We start from the raw sequence: 23,177 nt of genomic DNA, 5'->3' as shown, positions 1-23,177 counted from the left end.
ATGAACGCCCGCGCCATGCGCGGCCTGGTGCTGCCGCTCGCCGGTCTGCTGGCGGCGGGTATCGCCTGGGCCGAGTACCGCGGGCTGCGTAGCGTCGACCCGCAACAGCCGGCACAGAGTCTCGCGGCGGTGCAGGCGAATGTCCCCTGGGGCGGGCTGGCCGGGCGGCAACTCGCTGCGTCGCTGGAGCCCCATTGGCGTCGCGACCCGCCCGCGGTCGACGAGGCCCTTGCCTGGCATTTGCGGCACTACCCGTTGGATCCCTGGCGCTGGGCGGATCGTGCCCGACTCGCACGCCTGCAGGATGCCGACCCCGACGCCGTGCTGGCGCATCTGGATGCGGCGCTTGCGGCGCAGCCGCACAATCGCGAATTGCTGTGGCGCGCGGCGACGATCACCCAGCAGTTGGGCCGCGTTGAACGCACGGAAGAACACCTGCGTGACTGGCTGGCGGGGCAACCTGCCGGCACGCACCGCGCGCTGTTCGTCGCGATGCGCTGGATCGACGACCCGGCACAGTTGCTGGACCGCATTCTGCCGCCCGGTGACCCCTACCTCGAAGCCGCGATCGCGGCTGCCCGCCAGCACGGGCGGCTGGATCTGGCGGCAGAAGCCTGGGAACGCTTGTCGAGGCCGCGACCGCCGGGGGATCGTGCGCTGCTCGATTTCGTCGATCTCGCGCTCGCGCAGGGCGACCACGAACGGGCAGCCTGGGCCTGGGCCGAAACCTTCCCCGACTATCGATACGGGATGGTTCCGAATGCCGATTTTCGCCACGAGCCGGCCAGCCCGCGTGGGTTGCACTGGCGGATACGCGTGCCGGCCGGCGCTCGAGTCGTACTCGATCCGGAGCACTATTTCACCGAACCTGCCAGTCTCCGGTTGGATTTCGACGGGACCGAAAACCTGCGTTTGACTGCCCCTTCGGTGCGAATTCCGGTACCGGCAGGCGTCGAGCGCTGGACCGTTTCCGGCCACTGGCGGGCCGAAGGGCTCACCACACGTGCCCTGCCCTATCTCTCGGCCTGGGCCGATGGTGGGAGAAGGACGCGGGTGGACGCCCCTGGATCCGAATTCGACTGGCAGCCGTTTCGGGTGGAACTCGACACCCCAGAGGGCGGTAGAATGCTCCACTTGCAGCTTCGGCGTGACCCGCCGGCCCGGGACTTCGACCGTTACCTGGCGGGCCGGCTTTGGCTGGATGCACTGCGCGTCGAACCAGCGCCCTTGCAGACGATGGATTCCGATGAGCCCTGAACACCCAGCAACCCGCGACGGCCCGAGTGTCGGGGATTGGCGTGCTTCGCGGGTTGCCGGCGTTTCGCGTGTTGGGCATGACACACCGGCGCGGGGCCTTGCCCGCCGGCCCGGGGCGATCCCGATGCCGGCAAGTTCGTCCGTTCGCGTTCCCGCACAGGGTCGCTACCGCCTGCAGGCCCCCGAAGCCGTCCCGTCACACAATCGAACGGATCGCTGACCTACACGCATGCCTGCCTCCGACGACAATCTGCAAGCCCTTGCCAGCCGACTTCGGCAGGGCATGGCATGGCGCCTCGACGATCGCGAACTCGACGCCGTGCTGGCCTGGATCGCCGCTGGTGATGCCGGTTTCGCAGCGCCCCTGGCCGAGTACCTGGGGCCGTCGCAGACCGACCCCGAACTCCTGCGCCGGATTTTCGAACAGCTCGACCGGCAGATCTTTCGGGATGGGGCCCTGCAGGAAGAGGCCGCCGGCGTCGGGCAACGGCTCACGGTCGAGGCGCGGCGTGTCCGTTACCGCCGCCTGATGGCGGCCTTCCACCCGGACCGCCACCCGGAACTCGTGCAATGGGTGACACCGCGATCGCAGGCCATCCACCAAGCCTACGCGCGCTTCCGGCGAAACGCCGCAGCCGGGGAGCCGGCGCCGCCGCAGACTCAGGCCATGCGCCCGCGGCATGGGGCGCCCGCACCGGTGGCCCGCCGGCGATGGCGCCGGATTCACTTCGGGCCCGGACTGCTGGTTCTACTCCGGGGGCAGTTGGCCCAGGTGCGCAACCTGCAAGCCAAGATCCTGACCCTGGTCGCGATCATGGCCTTCCTCCCGGTTCTGCACATCTACCTGACCCAGGGCCCGGCCCGCGGGGCGCAGTCGGAGTCCGGGCACGACTTGGTCGCTGCCCCGGAACCCCAGGCGCTGGAACATGCCTCTGCGGGCCACGACGGGACCGCCGGCATCGATCGCTGGTCAGGCGAAGATCACCCCGGGGCCGATGACCGGCTCGCCTCTGCAGCGGGCGGGCGCGAGGCGCACGGGAGAGTGGATTCCGGGCCACCGGGGCCGCTTGAACGCACGCAGCCTGCACCTGCTTCGCAACCGCAGGAGAACGCCGGTGGCGATGATGATCCGGTGCTGACCGGCGTGCAGACGATAGAGGCCTCGCCCGTGGAGGAGCCTCCCGTGATCGAGCTCGCTCCCGATAGGTCTCTGGAGCCGCTGGCCGGGACCCGTGCGATTCCCGGAGTTGCGCTCTCCCGACCGCTGAGTTCACTCAGCATGTCCCAGCGATCGGAGTCTGGTGACCCCACCACCCACTTCTCTGGATTCGCGCCCGCGAGCACGAAATGGAGCGCAGCCTCTCCCGGAGCGGGTGCAGTCCGCATCTCGAACCCGCCGGATCCGACTTCCGAGCAGGCACCGCCGGTACCCGAACCGCTCGTCGCGTGGGTACCTCCCGTGTACCCGGAAGCGGGTGCCCCCGCCCGCGCGGACGCAGGCTCTGCGGTTCCGCCCGACGATGGGCGGCCGTCAGCCGCCTCGGCACCGGCCGCAACTGTTCGTGGCGACACACCGGAGGCCGGCGCCGATTCCCCGGCGGCTGTGTCGCCCCCGGATTCGGCCGCTGCCGTTGCAGACCGGGACATTTCCGGCGCCTCGACCGAGGCGGCGCTGGAGGACCTTGAAGCGGCTTCGGATCGAAGCCGTCCAGCACGGGATGCCACCGGGTCCACGGTCCGGCCGGACACCTCCGCCGCTCTGGGCATAGAGGCCCGGGAGAGACGTGTGCCCGACAGCCGCGGCACCACCCGCACCCCCGAGCCGAGCGAACCAAGTGTGCCGGCTCCGCAACAACCCGATCGCCCCGAGCAGAGCGAACCGCCTGCGCCGGCTCCGCAGCAGCCCGATCGCCCCGAGCAGAGCAAACCGCCTGCGCCGGCTCCCCAGCAGCCCGATCGCCCCGAGCAGAGCAAACCGCCTGCGGCGGCTCCGCAGCAGCCCGATCGCCCCGAGCACCGCATGGATCCGCCGTCCGAAGCGGCCAGCGCCAGCGAAGCCGGTGCTCGCAGCCCGGTATCGCCGCCGGCCAGAGATGGTGCCAGACCGCCCGTGTCGGCCAACGTCCACCAGCAGTCGCCATCTGCCGCAGAGCCGCCCGCGCCGTCCCGCACGGTGACGGCGGCCCCGGCCGTGAACGCCGAGCAGCAGATCCGGTCGCTGATCGAGGGGTACCGCCGTGCCTTCGAACGAGGCGATCTCCATGCCTTTCTCCAGCACCTCACGTTATCGCCCACCGAGAATGCGAACCGTGGCCGGAACTGGTTCCAGCAAAGGTACCTGCAACTCTTCCAGCGCTCACAGGCTCGCGTGCTTCGGGTCGAGATCGCGAGCATCCAGCCGGAGGCCGACGGCTGGCTGGTCGAGGCCCGGTTCGAACTCGAGGTCGATTATCCCGATCAGCCCCGGGTGCGGGCCAGCGGACCGATCCGGTACCGGATCCTGAATCAGTTCGAGGAATGGCGGATTGACAGCATCCAGTACTGACGCCGGCCCACGTCGGCGGCGCAGACGGCAGGACCGCCACCCTGAGCTGTCTGCCGGCCCAGGCGTCTGGGGTGCGACTCTCGTGCTCGCGCTGGCGGCGCTCGCACTGCCGCTGATGCTGGGCAACCGTACCCCGGAGGCAATGACGGCCAGCCTGCTGTTGATGACCTCCGCGGCGCTGCTCGCGGGAATCCTGGCGATGTTGCCACCGCAGGGCGCTCTGGCTCCACCGGCGCGCAGCTGGCTGGCATTCGGAGCTGTCTTCAGCGCGCTGGTGCTCGTTCAGGTGCTGCCGCTGCCGACGCTGGCGCAGGCGTTCGGCGCGTACCCCGACGCACTCTGGCTGCATCCGGAATTCGAACCGCGCCACTGGTCGCCCGATGTCGGTGCGACCCTGCGAGGCTGGGCTGCATTCGTCGCGTTGTTCACCACCGCGTGGATTGCCCATGGCCTGCGCCGCACCCAGCGCAATCTGATCTGGCTCGGGCTGGTAGGCATGGCCCTGTTCCAGGCGGGCTATGGAGTCGCCGCGCACGCCGCCGGTGCCGACAGCATCTTCGGCATCTGGCCGCGGAACAATCCGGACTTCGTACATGGGAGCTTCAGCAACCGAAACCTGTTCGCGGCCTATCTGGCGCTGCTTTGGCCGATGTCGGTCGCGGTGTGGTGGATCCGCGACATGCCGCTGCTGGGCAGGCTGCCGAGTGAGCTGAAGGTCGCCGGCAGCCTGATGGCCAGCGCGATAATCGGCGCCGCGCTGCTGGCCAGTGCCTCGCGCCTCGGCAGTGCCGCAGGGATCGCCGGCATGCTGGTGGCGCTGGTGCTGTGGTCGCGGCATCGGCATCTGCTGCACGCCCGTTCGGCCTGGCCGGCGTACCTAGCGCTGGCAGCCGCTCTGCTGGCCGCGGCCTGGTACGGCCTGACTCCCCTCGCTGCACGCCTGCTGGCCACCGGCATCGATGAGGGGCGCTTCGAGGTGGCCACGCTGATGCTCGCGGAGCTCCCCTGGCAGTGGTATCTGCACGGGGTGGGGCTGGGCGGGTTCGAGGCCGTGTTCAAGCAGCTCCAGCCGGGGCATATCAGCGGCTGGTACGACTACGCGCACAATGACCTGATGCAATGGCTGGTGGAAATGGGGCTCGCAGGACTGCTGCTGCTGGCAGCTGTGGTCATGGCCCTGATCCGATCCGCACACCTGAGTACCGAGCGAATCGCCCTCTATGCCGGGCTCGCCGCGCTATCCATGGTGGGTCTGGGCGACTTCAGCTGGCACATTCCGGCCACCCAGTTCGTGCTCGCGCTGTTCATCGGAACGCTGCTACGCCGCCCCCGCCACCGGATGCCGTCCGCGCCCAGATAGTCGCGCACCGCGTCCGGCTGCTGAGCGGTGCCCGTGGGCGCATTCAGGACCAGGATTGCGCTCCACGGGGTCTGTACAGGGCCGCACCAGCGTTCGCGGACCGCTTACCGGGGTGCTCGCACAGGCTCGGGTCTCAGGCAGGGTGAGCCGGCCACTGCGAGCTGCAGCACAACTTCGGTCGCCTCGCCCAAGGCCACGCGGCTGGACGTCGGCCACCACAGTGGCGGTCGGGTTCCTCGCTCTACGGACCCCATCCAGGGCGCCCGGCACGCCGTTGCCCCGCACTGTTCCACCGGAACGCACGAACGCGCCTCAATCGGGGGCCAGGAAGGCTGAGATCAACTCGGCCAGTCGTTTCGGCTGCTGGTACAGCACACCATGCCCGCCGCCTTGGATCTTCACGACACGGGAATCGCGCAGACCTTGGGCCAGCAGTTCCGCGTTCTCGGGCGGGATGATGCGATCGTCCGTGCCAGTGATGATCAACGTCGGGACGGCAACGGCCGCGAGGCGGTGGAACGAACCCCGCCAGCTGCGCAGGGTTCCGGCCTGTCGCTCGATATAGGCTAACATTAACTTTCATGGCGCACGCGGCCACCCCTGAGGATGAAAGAGGCGTAGGGCGGAAAAGGCCGAAGGCCGTCATCCGCCATCCGGCGCCGGGGTTGCCGTAGGCACCGGGGAGGCGCGAACGCCGAGCGGCGGATGACGCTACGCTCTTCCGCCCTACGGGTTGCCCGGGACACGAGACAGGCCGTGACTTTCACGTTAAGGCACGGTCCCACTTCCTGCGCGCCCCCGGCATCCGACACCTCGCGTCACGCCGGCCGCGGCTGCAGGGTGAAAACCTTCACGTCGAGGCCTGCGAATGGGCCCACACGACCGGCACCATTCATCCAGGGTTGTGTGTCGCGATAGACTGGTTGGTATGTGCGCCAGCCACTCCAGAATCCCGACGCCCGATTCCCAAGAGGCCGGTTTGCACGAGCCTTCTCGGGATGGCGTGTGCACCGTGTCGGTCGGCGGATCGTTTGCTTGTTTCGTGATCGTCGGCGGCATCGCGACCACGGCGCATTACGCGACCCTGATGGCGTTGGTCGAGGGTCTGGGAATCGGACCGGTGCCGGCGTCGGGGTTCGGATTCTTGATCGGCGCGATCGTCGGCTATGTCCTGAACCGGCGCTTCACGTTCGCCAGCGACCGCCGGCACCGCGAAGCGCTGCCCCGGTACCTGGTGGTGGCGCTCGGCGGCCTGATCATCAACGTCGGGGTGCTGGCCTCAGTGCTGGCATTGGTCCATTGGCACTACCTGGTGGCCCAGGTCATCGCGACGCTCGCGGCGCTGTTCTGGAACTTCGGGGCGAACCGCCTGTGGACCTTCCGCAGCTTTGAGCGTCTGCCAAACTTGAAGTGAACGCGGGGAACCCGCACCATCCCCGATAAACGGCAGTACGGAGTCTTGATGTCGCAAACGCTGTTGTCGGTCATCGTGCCGGCGTACAACGAAGAGGAAGCAATCGAAGAATTTCACCGACGGCTCGCTCCGGTCTTGGCTGCGTTGGATTGCGACGCCGAGATCGTGTTCGTCAACGACGGCAGTTCCGACGCAACGCTGGATATTCTCCACCGCTTGTCGGAAGAGGACTCGCGGGTCACTGTGCTCAACCTGAGTCGCAACTTCGGCAAGGAGCGCGCGATGTCGGCCGGTCTCGATTATGCCCACGGCGACGCCGTGGCAGTCATCGACGCCGATCTGCAGGACCCCCCGGAGGTCATTCCAGAATTGGTCGCGGGCTGGCGCGAAGGTTACGACGTTGTCTATGCGCAACGCACGCGGCGCCATGGCGAATCCTGGTTCAAGCGAGCGACTGCCGGCGCATTCTACCGCGTGATCCAACAGCTGAGCCGCGTACACATACCCCACGACACAGGCGATTTCCGCCTGCTCAGCCGGCGTGCGGTCGATGCGCTGAAGCAACTGCGCGAGCAGCATCGCTTCATGAAGGGCCTGTTCTCCTGGGTCGGGTTTCCGCAGAAGCCGGTGCGTTACGAGCGCGATCCGCGGCACGCGGGACAGACCAAGTGGAACTACTGGAAACTCTGGAATTTCGCGCTCGACGGTCTGACCGCGTTCTCCAACGTGCCGTTGAAGATCGCCAGTTACCTTGGTGGACTGGTGGCGATGCTCGCTCTCACCTACGGTGGATGGGTGATCATCAAGACCCTTCTGTTCGGCGAGCCAGTGCAGGGATATCCGTCCATGATGGTGGCAATTCTGTTCCTTGGCGGCGTGCAACTGATTTTCATCGGTGTGATGGGGGAATACCTGGGGCGCATGTTCGACGAGACCAAGAATCGCCCCCTGTACTTCGTGCAGGAATACCGTCCGGCGCAGACGGTTCGGCCACGTTTGCAGCACGGGGCCACAGGCAAGCACCGAACAAGCGACGGCTCGTAAGGCCAGCCGCCACTCTCGACCATGAACGATGCGCAGGGGGGCAAAGGCCGGCCTCTTGAGAACATGACTATCACGCCGCAGTGAAGTCAGTGGGTCATCAGAGGGCAAACGTGCCGCTTTACAGACCCGATTCTTCACGAACGCCTGCCCCGGCAAGACACGGGTCTCGCCAGCGGTGTCCTTAATGCAAGAGAACCCCACGCACGTTCCGGGCGACCCGTAGGGCGGAAAAGCGCAGCGTCATCCGCCGTACGGCGTTCGCAGCGCCCAGGCGCCCGCGGAAATCCGGGCGCCAGCTGGCGGATGACGGCCTTCGGCCTTTTCCGCCCTACGCGTCTTTCTTCATCAGGGGTGCCGCGCGCCCGGCGGCATGACAATTAGTGCCGCGCGGCGCTCGCGATCACCAGTGTATTTATTGATCAGCGATGCCTTAGAATTTCATCGACCACTCGGGATCGTCCTGGAGTTTGATCACAACAATGCCGTCGACGACTGCGACAGCCCGCGGGTCGGGCCACGTCGGCATATCAGCGATCCCGCCACGAACCCTTTCCACATCCGCAGACGTCGCCCGTTGATATTGAGCGATGGGCACTGCGTGTTGAAGAAAAAGAAAAATCCTATGATTGTTGCCCCCACCATAATTGAAAAACGAGGTTCCAAAAATGTCGGACTCTGGCAACCGTCGGCTTTCATTCCCGCCATAGGCACCCCAGAACACCCGAGTCGTCTCGGAGCCAGCGTATCCGGGAAACTGGTTGTCAATAATGGACTGGATTTGTTTCCCCATCTGAATGTCCGCCTGACGAACCAGGTGATCCGAGTAGAACAGATTCGTAATCATTGCGATATTGGATAGGACGACAAATAGTGCGCCTGCAACTACCCACTGTATCTTGAACGGTTTCACGGCAACCGCGATCATGGTCGCGAATAGAACCGGCATGAACGACAAGGCCCGCGGCGGGAGCGATCCTTGCGTGGCCAAAATCATGGTCAGCGGCACCAGGAACATCATGCTCAGCAGCGCGGTTGCCCAAACCGGATCCTGCCACCTGGCACCAATTCTCAAACCGATGATCAGTGCCACAGCAACGACCGCGATCGGAAATGCACCCAGCCCATAGAAACTGGTGCCTTGGAGGAGTTCTCCGAAGAACGTAAGACTCAGAAGCAGGCTATCGCTCAGGGTTTCGAATTCCGATGCATGCGCAAGCAGATATGACGCTTGCGATCCGCTTCCAGCCAATCCCTGAGCGGCCTTCGCGGTCAGAAAGTAGACGACCAAAGAGACCACAAGCGCCGCCGCGTAACCGACCAGCAGCATCATGTCCCTCCCGGGTCGTGCCCCTTCAGACTGGCTGCGCACCAGCAGAAACCCCAACACGACCAGAGGTGAAACCACGATCAGGGTCTGGTAGATGGAGAGCGCGAGCGTCGCGCTGACGATGCTCAACAAAAGAGTCGGATACCGTGTGCGCCACCGTTGTGGAGTGCCGAATGCAAATCGTATGTAGAAGTAGGCAGAGAGCACCGCGAGCAAGAGCCCGATCGGATAGGTGTCGGCCTGGTTGGTGAACTGCAATTGATACGCGAGCTGGGGAAAACTCACCATCAACGCGCCGAAAACCACAGTCATCACTCCTGTGAAACCGATGGTCTTTGCCGCGAGCAGCGCAGCCAGTGCCAGTGCGATGAGGCCCACTAGGTCCGTGAAGTACGGGAGGTAGGGTTCGGGGAGCAGATACGCGTGCAAGAATGCGTGTCCCCAGCGACCAAGTGAGATCGTGTGCAGGATATTGTCTGCGATTTCACCGTCGATGTTGAGAGTGAAATTGGTCAGGTTGTAGCCGTAACTGACGATGGTAACGGCCAGGATCAGCAGGAACGCTTGGTAGGTGGATATCGAAGCGTGCGACTCGTCGCGTGACGCAAAGATGCTTGCTGGTCGACTCATGGGCATAGCGGGATATCTGGACTCGCGGTTATCGTGGCCGGCCGGCCCGGGTCCTTTTCGGCTCCCGAGTTCCCGGCCCGCACCGGTTGCCGGTCACGCCGCAAAACGCGTACGGAAGGGGTGCACCCGGGATCGATTCCGATCCGGGTATGGCGGGCAGCCCGGCTACCAGTGCAGATCGTCCGGGACGGGGTAGTCCGCGTACGGGTCGTCGCCGGATGTGCCGTCCGCGGACCCCGCGTCCGGCTGGACTACGGCGTTCGGATCCCGGTGCCGGATACGCTCGGCGATCGCAGCGGGCACGAGCAGAAACGCCTGATCGACCGCCACCAGCACCAGCCGCCCGTCCGACAGCTGGGCACGCAGGTCCGCATCGACCCACAGCGAGCGGACCTTGTTCTTCCAGACGAAGTGGTAGCGCAGGTCGGCGTTCTCGGGCGGGTCGATTCGGTGCTGCTCGGCCAGCTGCCGGATCTCGGCCTGCAGCGCGCGCTGCGCCTGCTCCTGCTTGCGCTGCTCGTTCAGCTGCCGGTCTTTCTCCCGCTTCGCGACCCGCGCCGCCTCGATTGCCGCCGCGCGTTCGCGCTCGTCCTGGTCAGGCGCCCGCCGGCCCTGCTTCTGCTTCTGTTTCCGGCGCTTGTCCAGCTCGGCTTGTTTCGCCTGCTGCTTGCTCGCGATTCCGGCCTTCAGTAATTGGTCCTTCAGTGACCCCGCCATGCTCCGTTCCCGGTGTTCCGGTGGGTGGTGGCCGCGATGGTATCATGCACGCCCCGCGACAGCCGCGGCCGCAGCGGAGAACCCTCGGGCTCCGGCGTTCGGTCGGGGCCGCTGCCAACGAGGCCGCAGAGGAACGTCCAGTGATGAACACGCGCCGATGAAGATCTGGGTCGATGCCGACGCCTGCCCGGGCGCGATCAAGGAGATCCTGTTCCGGGCGGCGGAACGCACCCGGATACCGGTGACGCTGGTGGCGAACCAGCCGCTCCGCGTGCCGCCTTCCCGGTTCGTGCGCGCGATCCAGGTCGGTTCGGGGTTCGATGTGGCCGACAACGAGATCGTCGCACGGCTGGAGCCCGGCGATCTGGTCGTCACCGCAGACATTCCGCTGGCCGCAGAGGTCATCGAACGCGGCGGCCATGCGCTGAACCCTCGCGGCGAGCTGTACGGCGCGGACACGATTCGTGCACGCCTCGGCATGCGCGACTTCATGGAGACGCTGCGCGCATCGGGGGTCGACACTGGCGGCCCGCCGGCGCTGCACCCGCGCGACCGCCAGGCCTTCGCCAACCAGCTGGACCGGTTCCTGCAACAACGGCTGCGCGAACGCCCCACACCCCCTGCTGCTCCCGGCGAACCCCGGTAGCACCCGGTGCCGGCAGCGCGCGGTGCTCACCGCCGCACCACGCGACGCTCAGGTTCCGGGCCGCACGAGGGCCCCTTCGAACAGGTAGACGGCGAAAGTCGGCAGCCAGTGTTCCCCCACGTAGTCACCGGACAGCACGGCGGGCAGCGAGGCAGCCGCGTGGCGCGCAGACGCCCTGCGTGCCACCGGCCGCCAGCGATGGCCTGCCGGAAGCGCGGCCCCGATCCTGCGCCAGCACCAGGCACGGCTGAGGTTGAGGCCGTCGAGATGAACGCCCTGAGGATCGCCGCGTTCCGTCACCACCACCGGTTCCTCGAGCACATCGGGGGCCACGAGGAAGCCCTCCAACCATTCGGGAAACCCGTCACTCGGCATGATGCGCGCCATCAGGTCGGCCTCGACCAGTGCCGGCGACAGGAAGTCCGTGGCCGACGGTTCGATCCAGGCCGGATATCCGGCATCGGCCGCGTACCAGCGCGATGCAGCTGCCCGCACGGCTTCGGTCAGAGCCACGTCGCCGAAAACCTTCGCGGCATCCAGCAGCAGACCGCAGGCGAATGCGCTGTTGCCATGGGTGCCGCAGCGCTGCGGGTACCGCGTTCCGTCCAGCCAGGCAAGGCAGCGATCCCGCACCGTGTCGGTCAACGGCTGCAGCGCTGCGGCCCAGCGCCGTGGCACCGCTTCCCCCCAGGCCTCGAGCTCGGCGGCCAGTGTCAGCAGCCAGGCCCAGCCATACGGCCGCTCGAAGCTGCGGCGTTCCGGATGCCGGAAGTAGGCCGCCTCGCGCTGCGCGGAATGGGCATCGAACTGGCGTTCCAGCGCGCTTCGGACCGCATCGGCCATCTCCAGTTGCGGCGACCGGCGCAGCAGCCGCACGAGCATCCAGTGCTGGTGCACCGACGAGTGCCAGTCGAAGCTGCCGTAGAAGATCGGGTGCAGCACCGACGGCGCGCAATGGTCCGCGCTGTCGGTCAGAAGATGCCCGGGATGGTTGGGATACTCGCGCCGGATGTTGGCCAATCCCGCCCGCGCGTACGCGTCGGCGGTCGCGGCGTCGAGCACGGGATCGGCGAAGCTCATGCTGCTGGTCATGGCCCGGGTGACGGGCCCGGCGGAAGTCGTTCCCAGCCGCTACTTCCGGGCATCGGGGGCGGCCGGTGCCCGCGAAGCTCGCCCGTCGTTCCTCTCCACTCGCAGCTGCGCGAGCGACGCCCGGGCGTCGCCACCGCTGATGTCCGGAATGATGGTCAGCTCCAGAAGCGTCGCGTCGGGCACACCGAGAACGATGTCCTCGGTCTCCGCGGTGGCGCCCCGGGGGCTGAAATTCCACTGCTGGCGCAGCACCTCGATCAGGTTCTGCCCGCCATCCGGCGACCAGCGCAGCACAAACTGCTGGGTGCGCTCCAACTGCGGCTCCTCGAAATGCAGCCAGACCCGTCGGATGGCCTGCGGTTCGTGGAACAACAGCCGGATGACCTGCTCGCCCGGCTCGGAGGCCCGCCAGCCACGCTCGGCGCCGGGGATCAGTGCGTTCTCGATCGGGTGTCCGGGATCCTCGGACGTGATCTCCACCTCGGCCAAACGTTCCAGATCCAGCCAGTCGCCGTGCTCGGCCGCGGCCGGATCCCGCAGCGCCGGGACAATCCGTTTGCGCATTTCAGTCTGCCTCCCCCGTGTTGGCACCGTTTTCCGTGCACAGACCAGGTCCGCGCACGGCTTTGAGAGAACATCGCCCGGGGCGACTTCGCCGCAACAGGCTGTGTTCGAGTACGCCCCGGGCTGGCCGCGCTTCAGCGCTCGGCCGCCTTGCTGGCCAGCAGGCGCTGGTAGGCATCGGGGTCACGCAATGCTCGCAAGTCCACGAAATGCCTACTTGGCTCCGCCCGTAGCGCAGCCAGGCTGTCGAGCACCTGCTGGGCCGCTGCCTCCGGGCCCGGCATGTCGTCCGTTCCGCGAGCCTTGCGCAGGCGTTCCAAACCGGGAAACGCCCCGGCATCGGCTTCCTCGCACAGATAGTCCTGCATCGCAGTTTCGACCAGCCCCGGGGCCAGGCTATGCACCGGCGTACCCGGAAACTCGTGGGCGTAAAGCTGCACCAACATGTTCAGGGCGGCCTTGGACAGCGCATAGCCGCTCCAGCCGCGGCTCCCGAACACGGCCGCGCCGGAGGAGATGGCCACGATCTGGCCAACCGGCTGGCGCCGCCGGAGCAACTCGTCCAGGATCACCTTGTTGGCCCAGACGTTCACGTCCATCCCCTGCTTGAGTTCGGCAAGATCGGCATCCTGCATGCGCTGGATCCGGCCCAGGATCCCGGCATTGAGCACGACCAGATCCAGCTGTTCGACACCCTCGAGCAACCGGCCCAGCGCGGGCGCAATCCGGTCATGTTCGGCGAGGTCCACGCGCACGTCTCCGGCGACCGGGTCGGGACAGCCGCGCCGGCTCAACCCGTAGACCGCTGTGCCTTGGCGCCCCAGCACCCGGGTGAGCCCCAGGCCCAGCCCGCTGGAATTGCCGGTGATCAGCGCTGTCCGTACGGATTCGGCACCGCTATCCTGCATGTCCTCGTTCCTTGGGGCCCGCTCGACCCCAGCCGCGTGCACCTGGGCTGCAGGGTCGCGGATCGGCTTCGTACTGTCAAAGGATACGGGCCCGCGTGCGCGGGAACCATGGGGGAATCCCCGCAGCCCCCCGACCGAGCGATTCAGGTACCGCAGAAAGTCTGGTAGACGCGCTGATCCGGTGGCGGCGGGCGACGGTACTCGGAACCGTCGTGGCGGGTATCGTAGGGGTCGGCGAGTACCTGCAACAGGCGGTGCACGGGGCCGAGGTCGCCGGATTGCACCGCCGCGTCCAGGGCCTGTTCGACCCGGTGGTTGCGGGGGATGACCGCCGGGTTGGCGGCGCGCATCCGGGCGACCGCGTCGTCCGGGGTACCCGGCTCGCGTGCCAGCCGTTCCTTCCAGCGCGCGTGCCAGGCCAGGAACTCCGGATCCCCGAACGCGGGATCGACCCGCTCTGGCGTATCGATCGCGGCCCGATCAGCGAGATCGCGGAAGGTGTTCGTGTAGTCGGCGCTGCTGAGCTGCATCCAGTCCAGCAGCGATTCGATCAGCGCCTGATCCTCCGGTTCCTCGCGCTCGAGCCCGAGCTTGCCGCGCATCGCGCGCCGCCAGTAGCCGGTGAACAGCGCCGGAAACCGGCCGATCGCGTCCTCGGCGATCGCCACCGCCGCCTTGGGGTCGGGGTCGAACAGCGGCAGCAGTGTCTCCGCGAAACGCGCGAGGTTCCACTGCGCGATCCCTGCCTGATTGGCGAATGCGTAGCGCCCCTGGCGGTCGATGGAACTGAACACGGTGGCCGGATCGTATTCGTCCATGAACGCACAGGGGCCGTAGTCGATGGTTTCACCGGACAGCGCCATGTTGTCGGTGTTCATCACGCCATGCACGAAACCCACCCGCATCCATTGCGCGATCAGTGCCGCTTGGCGATCCATCACCGCTTCCAGCAGCTCGAGATAGCGTGCCGGCCGGTCGCGTCGGTCGGGATCGTGGCGCCACAGCGTGTAGTCGGCCAGCGCGCGCGTGAACGCAGCCGCGTCGGATGCTGGCGCATCGGCACCCTTCCCTTTTCTGCCCCGTCCAGGCACGTCCAGACCCGCGTCCAGCGCCGCCGCGTACTCGAAGGTTCCGACCCGGATATGGCTGGCGGCGACCCGCGTCAGCACGGCCCCGGGCAGCGCGTCCTCGCGGAACACCCGCTCCCCGGTTGCCACCACGGCAAGACTGCGGGTGGTCGGGATGCCCAGACCGCGCATCGCCTCGCTGACCAGGTATTCCCGCAGCATCGGCCCGAGCGCCGCACGCCCGTCGCCCCGGCGCGAGTACGGCGTCGGTCCGGAACCCTTGAGCTGGATGTCCACGCGCCGGCCATCGGGTGTGCGGTGCTCTCCGAGCAAATGCGCGCGTCCGTCCCCGAGCAGGGTGAAGTGCCCGAACTGGTGGCCGGCATAGGCCTGCGCGATCGGCGTGCTGGTGGCGTCGACCCGGCTGCCGCCGAGCATCCGGGCACCTTCCGCGCCCGCCAGTGCGTCCGCGTCCAGCCCCAGGTCGTCGGCCAGGGAGCGGTTCAGCAACACCAGTTCAGGAGCGTTCACCGGTACCGGTTCCACGCGGGCATAGAACGGCTCGGGCAGCCGGGCGTAACTGTGATCGAAGTTCCAGCGCATGGACCCGACTATTTCACAAAGCCGTCTTTCCGTCCGTTTGCCGCCGCTCTGTGCGGGGATTTCGGATTCCGCCCGGTACCGGGCAGTACCGGCCCGCATGGATTATGCTCTTGGGTAACCCGCCGGTAACGATGCCGGCACACGGCCACCATTGCCGACGGCAATTGGCTCAAGGAAATGCCACCGTGTCAGCACCCGTTGGAGACGGATGATGTCCGAGCAGGTCAGTCAACAGGAGACGCCCACGGCCACGGTTTCCGGAGCGGCCATGGCCGGTGCAGGCATCCTGCTGATCGGCGTCGCCCTGGCCTTTGGGGGAATGGGCCTGTTCATGCTCAACATGGGCCGCGACATGAGCACGATGACCCAGGCCGTGTCCCAGATGGGACTCGATGTCTCCAGCATGAATGTGGACATGTCCTACATGGTTGGGGACATGGAAGTCATGGCACAGAGCATGGTGGAAGGTCAGTCCGTCATGTCCAGTGACTTCTCCCGGATCCGGCGCAATGCGGAATTCATGGGTACCGATCTGCGCTCGATGAACACCGATGTCGACCGCATCACCCTGAGCATCCGAGGCATGGCCGTGGACGTGGGGGCCATGGACCACACGGTCGGGCGGATGAGCCACGCCGCCGGCACGATGAGTGGCTCGATGTGGCGCATTTCAACCGACATGAACCGCATGACCCGGCCGGAGAGCTTGATGCCGGGGATGCCGTTTCGGTGATCCGACGCACCGGTGCGAGGCATGACGTCGGCCCTCGATCGCAGTTCGCACCGGCGCAGCTGCCAGCAACACCGCGACGCCCGCCGACGGAGTCGCGTTGAAACCGGCATGAGGCCTGCGCGTTCCTGGCCCGTGATCACCCTGCCGGCCATCGTGTCGGCACTGCTCGTTTGCGCTCTGATCGCTGCCGGCTGGTTGCACGCGGGACTATCCGAATTCGCGCGACTGGAGCGTCTTGCCGCGCAGCGCTACGACCACCAGGCCGCCCAACGTGTCCAGGACTGGCGGGACACGCTGGTGAGCGCGGCCTCGCTCGACGAGCGCCGACAGGTCCATCGAATCAACGATTTCTTCAACCGCAACGTGCGCTACATGACCGACCAGGAGCTCTGGGGCCAGACCGATTACTGGGCCACGCCGCTGGAGACCCTCGGCAAGGGCGGCGGCGATTGCGAGGACTACTCGATCGCCAAATACGTAAGCCTGCGCAAGCTGGGCATCCCGGACTCGCGCCTGCGCCTGTTCTACGTCCATGCCCGACTCGGAGCGCTGGCGAGCAATGCCACCGAGGCGCACATGGTGCTGGGCTATTATCCGTCCGAGGACGCAGAACCCCTGATCCTGGACAACCTGATCTCCGACATCCGTCCGGCCTCCCGGCGCGACGACCTGACACCCGTGTTCAGTTTCAACAGTCAGGGCCTATGGCCGGACGGGGCGACGACTTCGGCGGGAGACTCCACCGCCCGACTCTCGAACTGGCGCGGCGTGCTCGAACGCATGCAAGCCGACGGAATCAACCTTTCCCGCCCGATCACCACGGGCAGATAACTCAACGGGTCGCGGATGCCATGTCACTAAAAACACAGCTCTGGATCGCGGTCGCCATCCTGATGTTGCTGTCGCTGCTCGTCAGCATCGGGGTCAGTACGGTTTCCGCGCGCAACTACCTCGCCCAGCAACTGCATTTGAAGAATGTGGACAACGCCGCGTCGCTGGCGCTGTCGCTCACGCAGCTGCCCAAGGACGATGCCATCGTCGAACTGGCGCTCGCGGCCCAGTTCGACACCGGCCATTACCGACTCATCCGCCTCACGAACCCGCGCGGAGAGGTGATGCAGGAACGGACCAACTTCGTCGACCCGGAAGGAGTTCCGGGCTGGTTCGTGCGCCTGATGGCATTCGACATCGAGCCCGGGGTCGCGCACATCACCGACGGCTGGTCGCAATTCGGGGCGCTGACCGTGGAAAGCCAGACCAGCTACGCCTACGAATCGCTTTGGGAGGGCACGCGGCAACTGGCGTTGATCTTCGCCGGCGGCGTGATCCTGATCGGGCTCCTGGGAACGCTGCTGCTGCGTCGCACGGTGCGTCCGCTGGACGCCGTCGTCCAGCAGGCCGAGGCGATCGGCAATCGACGCTTCATCACCGTGGCCGAACCGGCGACACGCGAATTCCGGCGCGTGGTCGTTGCGATGAACGCGCTCTCGGGCCGCGTACGCACGATGCTCGAACAGGAAGCCCGGCGCCTCGAGCAATTCCAGCGCGACGCGCATGTGGACAAGATTTCGGGGCTGCTCAACCGCGACCCCTTCCTGCGGATGCTGGATACCACGTTGCAGGCGGACGACGAGAATGCCGCCGGATTGCTGGTGCTGGTCCGGATCAACGGGCTGGCAGACCTGAACGTGGCCTACGGCCGCAAGGCGATCGACGGTCTGCTGGCCGACATGGGGGCGGCGCTCAACGCGATCGTCGGCGATCAAAGCGGCTGGGGCGCCTCGCGCCTGAACGGCTCCGACTTTGCGCTGCTGGCGCCGCGCGCCATGGAACCCCAACGGGTTGCCAGCGAGGCGCAACAGGCACTGCGCGGGGTGCTGGAACAACACAGCATGGATGCCGGGATCACGTTACCCTGCGCCGCGACCATCTTTACCCATGGCGCGACGGTCAGCAGCCTGCTGACCCGACTCGATGCCGCATTGCAGGCCGCCGACCGGCAGGGAGGCTCGACGATCCGTATCGCGCATGCCGATGACGCAGACGCCACGCCGGTTCACGAGCAGATGGAGCGCTGGCGCGATATCCTGGCCCAAGCCTTTGCCGAAGGCTCGTTCTCCCTCGCGACCTTCCCGGTGGTCGATCTGCAGGGCCGGCTGATTCACCTGGAGGCGCCGGTACGCCTGCGCTGGGAGGGAGAGACATTGGCAGCCGGGCACTTCCTGCCGTGGATCCACCGGCTGGAGATGTCCTCCGAACTGGATCGGCAGGTGGTCGACCTGGCGCTGGGCCTGATTGGGGCACAGGGACGACCGGTAGGCATCAATCTCTCGGTCGACGCGTTGCTCGACCCGAACTTCCCTTCCTGGCTCGGCCGGCGCTGCGCGGCAGCCCCCGACGCCGCCCGCCAGCTCTGGCTCGAGCTTCCCGAAGCGATGGCTTTCCGCCACCTCGATCGCTTCGCGCACTTGTGCAGCGAGGCCAAGGCATTCGAATGCAGGATCGGAATCGAACACTTCGGTCATCAGGTCTCGGAGATCGGGCGCCTGCACGACATCGGCCTCGATTACCTGAAAGCCGATGCCTCGTTCGTCCGAAGCGTCGAGAAGAACCCCGCGAACCAGACCCTGTTGCGCACGCTTTGTACCATCGGCCACTCGATCGGGGTGATCGTGATCGCCGAAGGCGTGCGCACCGACGAGGAACGCCAGGCCCTCGAGACACTCGGCCTCGACGGAGTCACCGGCCCCGGGGTCGTCGACTATCGATAGTCGGCCAGGCCCGGGGTCTACTCCCCGGCCGTTGCGGTTTACCGGTTCGGTGCGGGGCGGAACACAGCGGCATCGTCGTAGAAACCGGCGTCGGTATTGGGCTCGTGCCAACCGGGGATCCCCAGCACCGGCAGACGCAGTAGCCGCCGGGGCCGCAGCTCGGGGTCCCGCACGAAGTCAGCGGCCGCCGCGTCGAGCGCCCGGGTATCGACCCCATCCCCCGGTACCGCGAGCGGCAGCGGCACCACCACGGCGGTAATGGCCTTGAACGGCCGCACCAGCTTTTCGAACAGGGCATGCCCAAAGGCCATGGGAACGATCTCCGCCCCCCAACGTGCGCGTTCGTGCACCAACAGGCGCGGCCAATCATGCGCGGCGAGCGCCGCGAACACACGCGAATCCGCGGCGGCAAGCAACAACCCGCTCTCGTCGATCAACGTCGCGGCGTCGCGGACGGGTCCCCGCCGGCCACGCACTCCGTCGCGCGCGATCACCGCAGCCTGCACCGCGTTGAGCGCCGCCTTGGTTCGCGGGAAGGCGAGCCAGCACAGCGCGTTGAACAGGTCGTGGAGATCGTCGCGGGTGGGAACGCGCCCCGTTTCCGAGATGTGCAGCTCGTAGGGACGTGCATCGGGACCCGTCCCGGCGTCGGTGGCGGCGACGAAGCGCACCGGGTGCCCGGTGCTCGTGCGCAGGTCCCGCTCCCGGGCGGCCAGGTTCAACGCCGCGCGCGCATCGTCGGCCGCCAGCAACGGCGCCCAGGGCCGCAACGGTGCCAGCCATGGCCTGGACCAGTCGATCGGCTGCGCAGCGGTCGTCAGCTTGAGCCCCTCTGCTTCAGACCCGTCTGCCCCGCGCGTCAGCCGTCTACCCCGAACCAGAACGCATGGCTCCGGGCGAGGAATTCGTCGTAGCGCATGTAGTGGGAGCCATCGCAGGAGAACGTGACGCTGACCATGCCGTTGAACAGGTTGATCGACGACATGCGCAGGTAAAAGGTTTCGTCGGTCAGCCGTAGCGACCGCAGGGTGCCGAGTATCGGGCCGATGCAGTTCTGAGGGATCGCGGCATCGGCCGGATAGGGCGTCCGCGGGTACACCAGGCAGACGTCGGGGTCATTCAGTGCCTCGTGATCCAACAGGCGATAGCGCAGCGGGTCGCTGGCCGTCCACACGGTCGCCTGGCTGCTCGAGAAATGCACCTGGCACTGGAACACGCCGCGCTGAGTCAACAGTTCGTCGAGGATGGCGAGCGACTGGTCCAGGCTGCGGTCCAGCGGACTTTCGACCCGAACCTGCTGGAACACGCCGCCGCGGATCGCGGGGTCTCCCTTGATCTGGCGCCAGTATGAGGGTTCCTCGTAGAGTTCGGCGGTCAACGGCAGGTCGCGCAGGTCGAAATCCGCGCCCAGATAGCCCAGCACCGCGTGATCGTCGGTGCGCACCAGCTGCAACGCGGTAATCGAGGGCCTGCGCCCGTAGAGGCTGATGTACGCATCCGAGAGCAGGAAACCCCAGCCGGGCACGGCCTCGTTCATGTACGGCCGCGACGACCGGTCACGCCCGAAATGTTCGGGCACGAGCCCGGTGGCCGCAACGTTGTCGGAGATCTGAATCCCGTCGGTGCGCAGGCAGTACAGGAAGGTGCGGTGCGGTATGGTGCAAAAGCCCTTGCGCAGCACGTCGTTCAGACGTTCCCGGTCATCCCAGGCCCCGGAACACTCCACCGCCAGCTGCGCCAGCGGTTCGTGCAGGATCCTGGCAAGCCGCTCGCGCTGCAAGTAGATGCTGTCCTTCAGCGAAGGCTCCATCCCGCAATCCCCCTCCGGCATGTAGCCGTGCCCGCCCCCGGGGCTCTCGTGATCAGAATCGAACCGACGCGCGGAAGTTCCCGGCCCACCCGATCAACGTGAAAAAGCTGCCACGGAAGGACATGGACATCAAGGAAAATGAAGGGCATGCAAAGTCTTTTTAACGTGAAAATCGCGCGCAGCGCGCACGGAATCCCCCTTTCCCGCAAACGGGACAAATCCGCCGGGAGCCGATTTCGAACAGCCGCAGGCTGGCCCGAACGGCGTAGGGCAAGATGCCCGGAGTGATGGGATGGGGAGAGGGATGGCGGGAAAGGCGGGGGGCCGCGACCCTGCGGCCGTCTGATTCCCATCCCTGGGACCCCGCACCAACATTATCCCCGGGGCACTGGCTCACCAGGTGAGCCAGTGCTCACCCGACGAAAAAAATGTGCGTCCCGACACCACAGCCGAGGCGTTCAGGTCGTCGAGAACTGCAGGGCCGCCAGGCGCGCGTACAGTCCATTCTCGTCCACCAGCTCGGCGTGCGACCCCTGGGCGACGATACGGCCGCGATCCATCACCACGATCCGGTCCGCTGCCTGTACGGTCGCGAGGCGGTGCGCGATCGTCACCGTAGTGCGCCCGCGGCTGATGCGTTCCAGCGCCGCCTGCACCAGCCGCTCGCTCTCGGCATCCAGGGCGCTGGTCGCCTCGTCCAGCAGCAGGATGGCCGGATCGCGCAGAATCGCTCGCGCCAGCGCGATGCGGGCGCGCTGCCCTCCCGATAACCGGACCCCGCGCTCGCCCAGCGGCGTGTCCAGGCCCTCAGGAAGCGCGGAAACGAATTCCATCGCATGGGCGGCCACGGCGGCATCCAGGATCGCCGATTCCGGCGCCTCCGGCGCCGCGTAGGCGATGTTGTCCCGGACGCTGGCGGCAAACAGCACCGGCTGCTGAGGAACCAGCGCGATGCGGCCGCGCAGCGCCGCGAGATGCGCTCGGCGGACGTCGATGCCATCGACGCGCACGCACCCCGCGTCGGGATCATAGAAACGCAGCAACAACTGGAACACCGTTGACTTGCCGGCTCCCGAGGGCCCGACCAGCGCTATCGTGGCGCCAGCGGGAATCTCCAGATCGAAATTCTGCAGCGCCGGCGGTTGCGGGCGTGTCGGGTAGTGGAAGGACACGTTCTCGAACCGGATCGTGCCGCGCGCAGATTCGGGGAAATACTGCGGATGCCGCGGCGACGGCGGACCGGAACGAACCTGCAGGAGTTCCAGCAGCCGCTCGGCCGCGCCCGCCGCGCGCAGCAGTTCGCTCGCGACCTCGCTGAGGGCCGCGACCGATCCGGCCACCAGTACCGCGTAGAACAGAAACGCCGCCAATTCGCCCGGTGTGATCAACCCGGCGAGCACACGGTGTCCCCCGACCCAGAGCACGGCCGTGATCAGCACGAACATCAGCAGAATCACCGACGCGGCCAGCAGCGCTCCGACCGCGGCACGCCGGACGGCCACCCCGAAAGCCTGCTCCACGGCCTGGCCGTAGCGTGCGCGTTCGGCGGCCTCCTGGACATGCGACTGCACGGTCTGGATCGCGTACAGGCTCTCGTCTACCCGTCCCCCGACGGCCGCCACCTGATCCTGGGCCCGGCGCGACAGCGCGCGCACCCTGCGGCCAAGGAACCACACCGGCAGGGCCACCACTGGCAGGCCCAGCAGCAGCCAGGCCGTGAGCACGGGGCTGGTATGCAGCATCAAGAAAAGGCCGCCCGCGATCAGCAGCAGGTTGCGCGCGGCGATCGCCAGCGTGTGCCCGACCACCGACTGGATCAGCGTCGTATCGGCCGTGAGCCGGGAAATGACCTCGCCGGTGCGGGTACGCTCGAAGAACCCGGGATCCAGTTCGATCACGTTGGCGAAGACCGCGCGGCGCAAGTCGGCCACCACCCGCTCCCCCAGCCAGGCGACCAGGTAGATGCGTGCGCCCGCACCCGCCGCCATCACCGCCACCGCTCCCAGCAGGATCAGCAATGCCCGATTCAGCGCGGCCGGATCCTGCTGGGTGAGGCCGGCGTCGATCAACAGCCGCAGCACCGCGCCGAAGGCCAGGATGGCACCGGCACCGACCAGCAGCGCCAACACCCCGAGCGCCAGCGTGCGCAGGTAGGGCCGCAGAAAGCGCGCAAGCGGCACCAATACGCGCAAGTCGCGGCCCGCCGGGCGCGGCGCCGCCAGATCGTCCCAGCTGGTCACGACATCACCGGGTCGAGTCCACAGGCACGCGGCCCCGTTGCCCGGCGGCAATCGGCAACCCGACCGGGTCGATCGACTCCGGCCCCAACCGGCATCACGATATATTCAACCTTCATGCAGCGGCTCCCGTTCTCCGCGTCCACGGTTCCCGGCACCGGCGGTGACTACCAGAACCGACTTCGGGTTCAAACCCGCGCCCGGCGATCGATCACCGGCACATGCCCGGAATACCGGTCGCTGGCTCCAGCGGGACGATGCCCGCGCCAGCCTCTCGGCGCAGGGTCCCATGTTGCGGCAGCGCGCGCGAACAAGCAGGTGTACGGTCCGACCGTGGCACCCCGTGCAACCGGTGAGCACCTGCCCCACCTCGACCACGCGGGCGCCCTAGCGGAACACTCCCGGTGCACCGACCGGGATGGGCGTGACAATCACCGGGAAATCGCTACCCT

At 67.0% G+C, this 23,177-nt stretch carries 20 protein-coding genes; 9 read left to right on the top strand and 11 right to left on the bottom strand.

What is annotated here, in order from left to right:
- From THITH_RS05350 to THITH_RS05340, 3 genes are all read left to right on the top strand, one after another.
- Entirely contained in the window at positions 1–1,257 is a 1,257-nt protein-coding gene (locus THITH_RS05350; RefSeq protein WP_006748730.1) for a tetratricopeptide repeat protein, read from the top strand.
- Between the two features lie 229 nt (positions 1,258–1,486).
- The gene (locus THITH_RS05345) at positions 1,487–3,802 is read left to right on the top strand and encodes a hypothetical protein (RefSeq protein WP_006748731.1); all 2,316 of its coding nucleotides are present in this window, start codon (positions 1,487–1,489) and stop codon (positions 3,800–3,802) included.
- Positions 3,803–3,884: 82 nt separating this feature from the next.
- A complete protein-coding gene (locus THITH_RS05340) occupies positions 3,885–5,162 on the top strand; it encodes an O-antigen ligase family protein (protein WP_006748732.1) in 1,278 nt (425 codons plus the stop codon).
- A gap of 312 nt (positions 5,163–5,474) precedes the next feature.
- Here THITH_RS05340 and THITH_RS05335 read toward each other — a convergent pair whose 3' ends face one another.
- Both THITH_RS05335 and THITH_RS19075 read right to left on the bottom strand, forming a co-directional pair.
- A complete protein-coding gene (locus THITH_RS05335; RefSeq protein WP_006748733.1) occupies positions 5,475–5,735 on the bottom strand; it encodes an alpha/beta fold hydrolase in 261 nt (86 codons plus the stop codon).
- Positions 5,735–5,929, bottom strand: a complete 195-nt coding sequence (locus THITH_RS19075; RefSeq protein WP_084222622.1) for a hypothetical protein — start codon at positions 5,927–5,929, stop codon at positions 5,735–5,737. The genes THITH_RS05335 and THITH_RS19075 overlap by 1 nt, the downstream gene beginning before the upstream one ends.
- A 236-nt stretch (positions 5,930–6,165) precedes the next feature.
- On the opposite strand from THITH_RS19075, the gene THITH_RS05330 reads away from it, so the two are divergent.
- Entirely contained in the window at positions 6,166–6,576 is a 411-nt protein-coding gene (locus THITH_RS05330; protein WP_025367304.1) for a GtrA family protein, read from the top strand.
- 48 nt (positions 6,577–6,624) lie between these two features.
- Positions 6,625–7,620 carry a glycosyltransferase family 2 protein gene (locus tag THITH_RS05325; RefSeq protein WP_006748735.1) on the top strand — a complete coding sequence of 332 codons (996 nt, stop codon included), beginning with the start codon at positions 6,625–6,627 and terminating at the stop codon, positions 7,618–7,620.
- Between the two features lie 430 nt (positions 7,621–8,050).
- On the opposite strand, the gene THITH_RS05320 is transcribed toward THITH_RS05325, so the two are convergent.
- Both THITH_RS05320 and THITH_RS05315 read right to left on the bottom strand, forming a co-directional pair.
- Positions 8,051–9,577: a glucosyltransferase domain-containing protein gene (locus tag THITH_RS05320; RefSeq protein ID WP_198019473.1), complete on the bottom strand. Its 1,527-nt coding sequence runs from the start codon at positions 9,575–9,577 to the stop codon at positions 8,051–8,053.
- 165 nt (positions 9,578–9,742) lie between these two features.
- Positions 9,743–10,294 (bottom strand): DUF2058 domain-containing protein, encoded by a 552-nt coding sequence (locus THITH_RS05315; RefSeq protein WP_006748737.1) that lies wholly within the window; start codon positions 10,292–10,294, stop codon positions 9,743–9,745.
- A gap of 157 nt (positions 10,295–10,451) precedes the next feature.
- On the opposite strand from THITH_RS05315, the gene THITH_RS05310 reads away from it, so the two are divergent.
- A complete protein-coding gene (locus tag THITH_RS05310) occupies positions 10,452–10,940 on the top strand; it encodes a YaiI/YqxD family protein (RefSeq protein ID WP_006748738.1) in 489 nt (162 codons plus the stop codon).
- 48 nt (positions 10,941–10,988) lie between these two features.
- Here the strand turns inward: THITH_RS05310 and THITH_RS05305 are convergent, their stop codons facing one another.
- The 4 genes from THITH_RS05305 to THITH_RS05290 form a co-directional block, all read right to left on the bottom strand.
- Positions 10,989–12,020, bottom strand: coding sequence for a DUF2891 domain-containing protein (locus THITH_RS05305; RefSeq protein WP_051418750.1), 1,032 nt, complete (start codon positions 12,018–12,020; stop codon positions 10,989–10,991).
- Positions 12,021–12,071: 51 nt separating this feature from the next.
- Positions 12,072–12,596 (bottom strand): hypothetical protein, encoded by a 525-nt coding sequence (locus tag THITH_RS05300; protein WP_006748740.1) that lies wholly within the window; start codon positions 12,594–12,596, stop codon positions 12,072–12,074.
- A 134-nt stretch (positions 12,597–12,730) separates the two neighbouring features.
- A complete protein-coding gene (locus tag THITH_RS05295; RefSeq protein ID WP_006748741.1) occupies positions 12,731–13,504 on the bottom strand; it encodes an SDR family NAD(P)-dependent oxidoreductase in 774 nt (257 codons plus the stop codon).
- Between the two features lie 143 nt (positions 13,505–13,647).
- The gene (locus tag THITH_RS05290) at positions 13,648–15,174 is read right to left on the bottom strand and encodes a protein adenylyltransferase SelO (protein WP_041483397.1); all 1,527 of its coding nucleotides are present in this window, start codon (positions 15,172–15,174) and stop codon (positions 13,648–13,650) included.
- Between the two features lie 211 nt (positions 15,175–15,385).
- Here THITH_RS05290 and THITH_RS05285 point away from each other — a divergent pair, with 211 nt between their 5' ends.
- The 3 genes from THITH_RS05285 (at position 15,386) to THITH_RS05275 (ending at position 18,678) form a co-directional block, all read left to right on the top strand.
- Positions 15,386–15,907, top strand: coding sequence for a hypothetical protein (locus THITH_RS05285; RefSeq protein ID WP_006748743.1), 522 nt, complete (start codon positions 15,386–15,388; stop codon positions 15,905–15,907).
- A 108-nt stretch (positions 15,908–16,015) separates the two neighbouring features.
- Positions 16,016–16,738: a transglutaminase-like cysteine peptidase gene (locus THITH_RS05280; protein ID WP_006748744.1), complete on the top strand. Its 723-nt coding sequence runs from the start codon at positions 16,016–16,018 to the stop codon at positions 16,736–16,738.
- Between the two features lie 20 nt (positions 16,739–16,758).
- A complete protein-coding gene (locus tag THITH_RS05275) occupies positions 16,759–18,678 on the top strand; it encodes a bifunctional diguanylate cyclase/phosphodiesterase (RefSeq protein WP_006748745.1) in 1,920 nt (639 codons plus the stop codon).
- 38 nt (positions 18,679–18,716) lie between these two features.
- On the opposite strand, the gene THITH_RS05270 is transcribed toward THITH_RS05275, so the two are convergent.
- From THITH_RS05270 to THITH_RS05260, 3 genes are all read right to left on the bottom strand, one after another.
- Entirely contained in the window at positions 18,717–19,448 is a 732-nt protein-coding gene (locus tag THITH_RS05270; RefSeq protein ID WP_006748746.1) for a DUF3025 domain-containing protein, read from the bottom strand.
- Between the two features lie 89 nt (positions 19,449–19,537).
- On the bottom strand, positions 19,538–20,488 hold the full coding sequence (locus tag THITH_RS05265; protein ID WP_025367301.1) for a PDC sensor domain-containing protein: 951 nt from the start codon (positions 20,486–20,488) through the stop codon (positions 19,538–19,540).
- Positions 20,489–20,946: 458 nt separating this feature from the next.
- Entirely contained in the window at positions 20,947–22,728 is a 1,782-nt protein-coding gene (locus THITH_RS05260; RefSeq protein WP_006748748.1) for an ABC transporter transmembrane domain-containing protein, read from the bottom strand.
- Positions 22,729–23,177: the final 449 nt, after the last annotated feature.

The sequence above is a fragment of the Thioalkalivibrio paradoxus ARh 1 genome (assembly GCF_000227685.2).
GTDB lineage: Bacteria > Pseudomonadota > Gammaproteobacteria > Ectothiorhodospirales > Ectothiorhodospiraceae > Thioalkalivibrio > Thioalkalivibrio paradoxus.
Note: the sequence above shows the minus strand (reverse complement) of the source record. Positions and strands in the feature narration are given on the sequence as shown.

Bases quoted from the DNA above. Each gene is read 5' to 3' on its own strand.
- THITH_RS05275 (WP_006748745.1), top strand. From the start codon at position 16,759: ATGTCACTAAAAACACAGCTCTGGATCGCGGTCGCCATCCTGATGTTG.
- THITH_RS05280 (WP_006748744.1), top strand. From the start codon at position 16,016: ATGAGGCCTGCGCGTTCCTGGCCCGTGATCACCCTGCCGGCCATCGTG.
- THITH_RS05295 (WP_006748741.1), bottom strand. From the start codon at position 13,504: ATGCAGGATAGCGGTGCCGAATCCGTACGGACAGCGCTGATCACCGGC.
- THITH_RS05335 (WP_006748733.1), bottom strand. From the start codon at position 5,735: ATGTTAGCCTATATCGAGCGACAGGCCGGAACCCTGCGCAGCTGGCGG.
- THITH_RS05300 (WP_006748740.1), bottom strand. From the start codon at position 12,596: ATGCGCAAACGGATTGTCCCGGCGCTGCGGGATCCGGCCGCGGCCGAG.
- THITH_RS05325 (WP_006748735.1), top strand. From the start codon at position 6,625: ATGTCGCAAACGCTGTTGTCGGTCATCGTGCCGGCGTACAACGAAGAG.
- THITH_RS05265 (WP_025367301.1), bottom strand. From the start codon at position 20,488: ATGGAGCCTTCGCTGAAGGACAGCATCTACTTGCAGCGCGAGCGGCTT.
- THITH_RS05290 (WP_041483397.1), bottom strand. From the start codon at position 15,174: ATGCGCTGGAACTTCGATCACAGTTACGCCCGGCTGCCCGAGCCGTTC.
- THITH_RS05345 (WP_006748731.1), top strand. From the start codon at position 1,487: ATGCCTGCCTCCGACGACAATCTGCAAGCCCTTGCCAGCCGACTTCGG.
- THITH_RS05350 (WP_006748730.1), top strand. From the start codon at position 1: ATGAACGCCCGCGCCATGCGCGGCCTGGTGCTGCCGCTCGCCGGTCTG.
- THITH_RS05315 (WP_006748737.1), bottom strand. From the start codon at position 10,294: ATGGCGGGGTCACTGAAGGACCAATTACTGAAGGCCGGAATCGCGAGC.
- THITH_RS05305 (WP_051418750.1), bottom strand. From the start codon at position 12,020: ATGAGCTTCGCCGATCCCGTGCTCGACGCCGCGACCGCCGACGCGTAC.
- THITH_RS05310 (WP_006748738.1), top strand. From the start codon at position 10,452: ATGAAGATCTGGGTCGATGCCGACGCCTGCCCGGGCGCGATCAAGGAG.
- THITH_RS05285 (WP_006748743.1), top strand. From the start codon at position 15,386: ATGTCCGAGCAGGTCAGTCAACAGGAGACGCCCACGGCCACGGTTTCC.
- THITH_RS05320 (WP_198019473.1), bottom strand. From the start codon at position 9,577: ATGAGTCGACCAGCAAGCATCTTTGCGTCACGCGACGAGTCGCACGCT.